The 6518-nt window shown below is 53.4% G+C and carries 6 protein-coding genes; 5 read left to right on the top strand and 1 reads right to left on the bottom strand.

Annotation, left to right across the window (positions count from 1 at the left end; all coding sequences use genetic code 11):
* The first annotated feature begins 11 nt into the window (after positions 1-11).
* From HY879_01005 to HY879_00985, 5 genes are all read left to right on the top strand, one after another.
* Positions 12-338: a hypothetical protein gene (locus HY879_01005; protein MBI5601911.1), complete on the top strand. Its 327-nt coding sequence runs from the start codon at positions 12-14 to the stop codon at positions 336-338.
* Positions 339-515: 177 nt separating this feature from the next.
* A complete protein-coding gene (locus tag HY879_01000; GenBank protein ID MBI5601910.1) occupies positions 516-1391 on the top strand; it encodes a branched-chain amino acid ABC transporter permease in 876 nt (291 codons plus the stop codon).
* A gap of 38 nt (positions 1392-1429) precedes the next feature.
* The gene (locus tag HY879_00995) at positions 1430-3310 is read left to right on the top strand and encodes a branched-chain amino acid ABC transporter ATP-binding protein/permease (GenBank protein MBI5601909.1); all 1881 of its coding nucleotides are present in this window, start codon (positions 1430-1432) and stop codon (positions 3308-3310) included.
* Between the two features lie 8 nt (positions 3311-3318).
* Positions 3319-4077, top strand: a complete 759-nt coding sequence (locus tag HY879_00990) for an ABC transporter ATP-binding protein (protein MBI5601908.1) — start codon at positions 3319-3321, stop codon at positions 4075-4077.
* Positions 4078-4153: 76 nt separating this feature from the next.
* Complete coding sequence (locus HY879_00985; protein MBI5601907.1) at positions 4154-5725, top strand: long-chain-fatty-acid--CoA ligase; 1572 nt, start codon at positions 4154-4156, stop codon at positions 5723-5725.
* A gap of 41 nt (positions 5726-5766) precedes the next feature.
* Here the strand turns inward: HY879_00985 and HY879_00980 are convergent, their stop codons facing one another.
* Entirely contained in the window at positions 5767-6336 is a 570-nt protein-coding gene (locus HY879_00980) for a uracil-DNA glycosylase (GenBank protein ID MBI5601906.1), read from the bottom strand.
* Positions 6337-6518 lie beyond the last annotated feature (182 nt).

Here is a 6518-nt window from a genome sequence, read left to right as displayed (position 1 = left end):
TGCAGGGGATTATGATGGGCCAGACCGTGGATGTCTCCGAACCCAGAGCGGCCGCTGCGGACAAAAAATTACGGGCCGAGTACGGGTCCAAATATGATTGGCCGGCAGTCACCATCCTTCATTATGACGGGGCCCGCATCCTTCTCAAGGCCCTGGATATGGCCGGTCCCAATCCCGAGGCAATTCGGGACGCCCTGGAGAAGATCGACAATTTTGAGGCGGCCACTACCGCGGTCCCTAAAAAACCCTTCAGTAAAGAGGATCATGAAATCCTGGATCCGAAAGGGGTTTTTCTCGGGGTCTGGAAGGATGACATTGTGGTCAGGGCAACGCATTAGCAGCGGTCAGCGATCAGCAATCATCTGTCAGCTTTCAGTAAAATCGTAACACTTCAGCCTTTTGAAAAATCTGAAGCTGAACCTGAATCATATGGATACGTAAAATCTTTTCCATCATGGGGTTGGCTGGCTGCTGACAGCTGATCGCTGAATGTTCCAAAAAGAGAAAGGAACCAAATGGATTACACAACAATCTTGCAAATTTCCATCTCCGGCTTGGCCATGGGGGCCATTTATGCCCTCATTGCCGAAGGCTTCTACATCGCCCATCGGATTACCAACACCCTCAATTTCGGTCAGGGTGATTTCCTGATGTTGGGTTGCTTCATTGCCCTCCTGTTCATTCATTTAAACTTCCCCTATCTGCTGGTTTTTGTGTTGGTGGTCGTTTTCCTGGCCTTGGCGGGAATTGTGCTGGAAAGGGTGGCCATAAGGCCCGTAGCCCATGCCGGACTTTCCTATGTTCTGACCGGCATGGGCTTTGCCATGATCGTTCAGAATGCGGTCATCGTCCTCTGGGGCAACCATGCCCGGCCCTTCCCCTCCCTTTTCGGTGGCAGCCGGGCAGAGGCGGTGCATCTTTGCGGAATAGGGTTTTTCCCCGAAGAGATATTCATCATCCTGGCCTCACTGGCCGTGATGATCTGTTTCTTCCTCCTTTTAAAGAAGACCCTCATCGGCAAGGCCTTTTCGGCCGTGGCCTACAATGCGGATACGGCCTTTCTTTTCGGGATCAATGTGATCCGGATAAAAGTGGCCGCCTATATCATCGCCTCCATCCTGGCCGGGATCAGCGGGTTCCTGGTCGGCCCGGTGGCCACGGTCGAACCCTTTATGGGCTTCAAGCTGACTATTAAGGGCTTTGCCGCAGCCATCCTGGGCGGTTTTATGAACCCGGTCGGCGTACTGGTGGGGTCCTTACTCCTCGGGTTGATTGAAAACTTTGCCTGTTTGATGACCTCCGAATTCGGGGATATGATCGCTTTCTTGTTGATTATTGCCGTTCTTATTTTCCGGCCTTCCGGTCTATTTAAGGAACAGGAAATTTATTAGACTACTGAACACAGGCCCCCGAGGAGGCGCCGCAAATTATGAAAAAAAATTTTGACGAATCCCGCCTTGCGGGACTTAACGCTGAACGGTATTTTCTTACCAATTGGGTTGATGGTCTTTATCGATTCGGTCCCATAGGCTTATTTATGGTCTTTCCCCTTTTCTTCCGGGGGGACTACGTCCTGAGCCTGGGTCAAACCATAGGTTATTACGCCATAGCGGTGATCGGCCTGAACCTTCTGGTGGGGTACACCAATCAGATATCCATCGGGCATTCGGGATTTATGGCCGTCGGTGCCTATACCTCCGCCCTGCTGGCTACGAAACTGGGCTGGCCGCTCTGGTTGACCTTGCCTTTGGCCGCCCTGTCCAGCGGCCTGGTCGGATTGATCGTGGCCCTTCCGGCCATACGGACCCGCGGCCTTTATCTGGCCATGATCACCATAGCCTTCGGTTTTGTAGTGGAGATATTGAGCCAGAGATGGATTTCCCTGACCGGGGGGACCATGGGCATTTACGGAGTGCCCACTCCCAGCCTGTCCGGAAAGGAACTCGGCCCCTGGGGGTATTTCTATCTGGTAGCCATCACCTGGGCCTTACTGCAATGGATGGCCGATAATCTGGTGGAATCCCGCTGGGGGAAGACGCTCATTGCCCTGAAACACAGCGAAGACGCGGCCAAAAGCATGGGCATATCCATAACCAAACAGAAGGTGATCGCCTTTGTCATCAGCGCGGCCTATGCCGGTATTGCCGGATTTTTTCTGGCTCACCAGACCGGCTATCTGAACTCCGACAGCTTCACCGTTCACATTTCCATGTTTCTTCTGGTCGCCCTGGTCATCGGAGGTTCCGGAAGCCGCTGGGGTCCCCTGGTCGGTGCCGCCCTGTTAACCTTCATCAATCAGGTCCTGGCCGGACTCTATGAATACCGGTTTTTCCTTTACGGAGGAACCTTCCTGGCCGTTTTGACCCTGCTACCGGAAGGGGTCGTGGGCCTGGCAGAAAAAAGAATCCGAAGGGTTCTCAAGGCAAAAGTACTCCCGGAGAGCAGGGATGAAGATTCAGCACAGGATATCAGCGCTTTATTTGAAAGGCGGGAGCCAAAAGATCCGGGCAGCACCATCCTGACCATCAAGCAACTTTCCCGCTCCTTCGGCGGTCTGATGGCTGTCAATGGATTGGACCTTTCGGTCCGGAATGGACAGGTCCACGCCATTATCGGACCCAATGGGGCCGGCAAGACCACCCTGATCAATCTCATCACCGGCAGTCTGAACTCTCATCAGGGAACCATCATTTTCAACAACCTGAACCTGAACGGTCTAAAAGCCCACCGCCGGGGCAGCCTCGGCATGGCCCGCACCTTTCAGAATCTCAAGCTCTTCAGTGAGATCAGCGTCCTGGATAATGTCCTGGTGGGTTTTTACCGGCACTTCAGCAGTGGATCTGTTTCTTATGCCCTTTCTCTGCCGGCCTCCCGGAAAGAAGAGGCCGGTTTCAAGGACAGTGCCCTCAATCTCCTCCGGTTCGTCGGGATCAGCCATCTGGCCTCGAAAAGTGCCGGTGACCTGTCTTACGGGCATCAAAAACTCTTGGAGATTGCCCGGGCACTGGCCTTGAAACCGGATCTCCTTTTGCTGGATGAGCCAGTAGCCGGTCTAAACCGTTCAGAGGTCGAAGAGGTCTTTAGCCTCCTCTCAAAGCTCCGGGCCATGGGGATGACTATTCTACTTATCGAACATAACATGGATTTCGTGATGCGCATCTCGGATCGGATTTCCGTGCACAACTTCGGGATTAAAATCGCCGAGGGGACCCCTCAGGAAATCCGCAGGGATCCGAAGGTGATCGAAGCCTATCTGGGACGGGGCGACCTGGCCAAGACCCTTGAAAATATTCGCCGGAAAGAAGGATAAGAAGCATGATGTCTAATCCAGTCAAACAGAATACGTTGACCATTGCTCAGCAATCGGTGGTCAGCGTCAAGGGACTTTCCGTCCGTTATGATAAAGTCCAAGCACTCAAAGGGATTGATGTCGAGGTTGGTCAGGGGGAAGTGGTCAGCCTGATCGGGGCCAACGGGGCCGGCAAGACAACGCTGGTCATGGCCGTCTCCGGTCTGGCCCCCATTGTCGAAGGTCAGATCCTCTTTGAAGGCCATGATCTTGGAACATTCAAGCCCCACCAGATCGCCGGACTCGGCATCGCCCATGTGCCTCAGGGCAAACGGATCGTCCCTGATTTAACCGTCAAGGGAAATCTGGAGTTGGGGGCCTATCGATTCCAGAGGAGGGACCGAAACAAGGTGCTACGGCTCATGGAACAGGAATTCGAGCGTTTCCCCATCCTTGGGGAGCGCAGGAATCAGATCGCCTCTTCCCTGAGCGGGGGGGAGCAGCAGATGCTGGCCATATCCAGGGCCATCATGATGGAGCCGAAATTCATCATGATGGATGAGCCATCCATAGGATTGGCCCCTCTGGTGGTCGAACAGATCATGAAGGCCATCTGGCACCTTCATAAGACCGGGATCACCATACTCCTGGTCGAACAGGCGGCTACCCTGGCCCTGGCCCTTTCCCATCGCGGATACGTCCTGCGGAACGGCGAGATCTTCATGCAAGGCACGGCCCGGGAACTTCAGAACACCCCTGAGATCATCAAGGGGTATATCGGCGGCTGAAAAGGCCGAATTCTTAATCAGAACGCAGATTTTCGCCGATATACGCAGATAACTATTCTATTTACGGGAGGTAACTATGCTGGAAACCAGTTTCGGCAATATTTTGGACAAAGCGTTTATAAAGTATAAAGACCGGGTGGCCTTCAAGATAAACGGTCAGGTCTATACCTACAGGGAAGTCGAGTCGGCCGTCAATAAACTGGCCAACGCCTTTATCGGCCTGGGCCTGAAAAAAGGCGACCGGATCGTCATCATGACCACCAACTGCATAGAATATCTCTATGCCGATTATGCCGCGGCCAAGGCCGGCCTGGTGATGATCCCTTTGAATGTCATGTTGACCTTTAAGGACATCGATTATCGGATAAAAGACTCCGGGGCCCGGACCATACTCCTGGATGAATTCTTTTACCAGAAGGTGGGGCTGTTTTTCAAGGACTATGATTTTGTCCAGACCGTCATCGCCGTTACCGACCGGGAGGAGATTCTCTCCCAGGGGGTGATCGGTTTTTACCGGTTGTTGGAAAGTTCCCCGTCCACCCCCCTGGATGTGGGGGTAGAGCAGGACGACCTTCGGGCCATTATGTATACCGGCGGCACCACCGGGGAATCCAAAGGGGTCATGCATACTCATAAATCGTATGTAAGCATCATTTTCAGCTCTATTGTCGAAATGGATATTTCCGAGGGGGAGATCATGTTGCAAACCGCACCGCTGCCTCATGCCGCCGGTTTCATGATCCCCCCCTGCCTGTTAAAGGGCGGCAGGGTCGTTATAACCAATGGCTTTAACCCGGAAGAGACCTTCCGCCTGATTCAGGAAGAGAAAATCACCTGCACCTTTATGGTGCCCACCATGATCTATGGTTTCCTCGACCATCCGAAAAGAAATGACTACGACCTGTCGAGCCTGAAAACCATCATGTACGGCGCCGCGCCGATTTCCCCCAGACGGCTGGAAGAGGCCATGAAGGCCATGGGGCCCATATTCATGCAGGCCTATTCCCAGATGGAGGTGGCCAACCAGACCGCTTCCTTCACCAAACGCCAGCACCTGGAAGCCATTGAAAAGGGCAGGAAGGAAAGGCTGAAATCCTGCGGTATGCCGATCATCATGTCCCAGGTGCGTATCGTCGACGAGGACGATCAGGATGTGGAGACAGGAAAAACCGGGGAGATCATCACCCGGGGCCCTCACATGATGAAGGGCTACTGGGGCAAGGAAAAGGAAACGGGCAAGGCGATCGTGGGCGGCTGGCTCCATACCGGGGACATCGCCTACCGGGACGAAAACGGCTACCTCTATCTCGTGGACCGCAAGCACGACATGATCATCTCCGGGGGGATGAATGTCTACTCGACGGAGGTCGAGTATTGCCTGGCCATGCATCCGGCTTTGAGTGAGGTGATCGTTATCGGCATTCCCGATGAAAAATGGGGAGAGATGGTTCTGGCTATCGTGGTCAAGGCCGCAGGGAAAAAAGTCAGCGAAACCGAACTCCTGGAATTCTGCCGGGAGAATCTGACTGCCTATAAGAGGCCGAAACGGATCGAGTTCTACGAGGCCATCCCCCGGACGGCTTACGGAAAGCTGGATAAGAAGGCGGTCAGGAAGAAATACTGGGAAGGGCGGGAGCGGATGATTTAATTTTCCCGAAGACCTGACCAAAGCTATTTGAAATAGGGTGTTTAAACTGACTCTTCTTCAATTAATCCTTTCAATTTCTCAAAGTCCTCGTAAAATGCTTTCCTGATCTTGGGAAAACGCATGGCCGCCGCCGGATGAAAGGTAATCAAATAGGTCTTATCCCCCTTTTTAATCATTTTTCCATGTTCCCGGCTGACGGCCACCTCCCGGTCCAGGACGGCGAGTGCGGCTACGTGGCCTAAAAGAACGATGATTTTAGGATCGATGACCGCCAATTGCCGGAGAAGATGGGTGCGGCCGTGGGCGATATCCGCCCTGGTTGGGGTCCCCCGTTGGGGCAGATATTTGACCGGACTGGTGATGTAGACCTCTTTTTCTTCCAGTCCGATCTCCCGGATCAGCGACCGTAAAAACCTCCCCGATCTTCCAATGAACGGCCGGCCGACCTTGGCTTCCTCTTTGCCCGGGGCCTCTCCGATAAAGGCGATTTCCGCGTCAGGGTTTCCTTCACCGACCACTGCCAGGCCCACTTTCCCCTGCCGGCACAGGGCACAGGCCTCGATCTCTTCGGCAATTTTCAGTAATTGCGATTCCCTGGATTCATTCTTCATCGGTTTCTCGGAAAAAGAAAAGATTCAACCCCGATTGCCGGAAAATCTCGGAATATATGTGACGCTGGTCCGCCCTAATGCCACAATGCCCGGACGGTTATCTCTTGGGGTAGAGAAGCACTACGTATTCTTAACTTACCCACATATATGTTATCTTAACTTTTTGTCAAGGAGATTAGCAA

The sequence above is a fragment of the Deltaproteobacteria bacterium genome, from assembly GCA_016219225.1.
Classification (GTDB): Bacteria; Desulfobacterota; RBG-13-43-22; order RBG-13-43-22; family RBG-13-43-22; genus RBG-13-43-22.
Note: the sequence above shows the minus strand (reverse complement) of the source record. Positions and strands in the feature narration are given on the sequence as shown.

Coding starts and splice junctions, on each gene's coding strand:
- HY879_01005 (MBI5601911.1), top strand. CDS start 12: ATGATGGGCCAGACCGTGGATGTCTCCGAACCCAGAGCGGCCGCTGCG.
- HY879_01000 (MBI5601910.1), top strand. CDS start 516: ATGGATTACACAACAATCTTGCAAATTTCCATCTCCGGCTTGGCCATG.
- HY879_00995 (MBI5601909.1), top strand. CDS start 1,430: ATGAAAAAAAATTTTGACGAATCCCGCCTTGCGGGACTTAACGCTGAA.
- HY879_00990 (MBI5601908.1), top strand. CDS start 3,319: ATGTCTAATCCAGTCAAACAGAATACGTTGACCATTGCTCAGCAATCG.
- HY879_00985 (MBI5601907.1), top strand. CDS start 4,154: ATGCTGGAAACCAGTTTCGGCAATATTTTGGACAAAGCGTTTATAAAG.
- HY879_00980 (MBI5601906.1), bottom strand. CDS start 6,336: ATGAAGAATGAATCCAGGGAATCGCAATTACTGAAAATTGCCGAAGAG.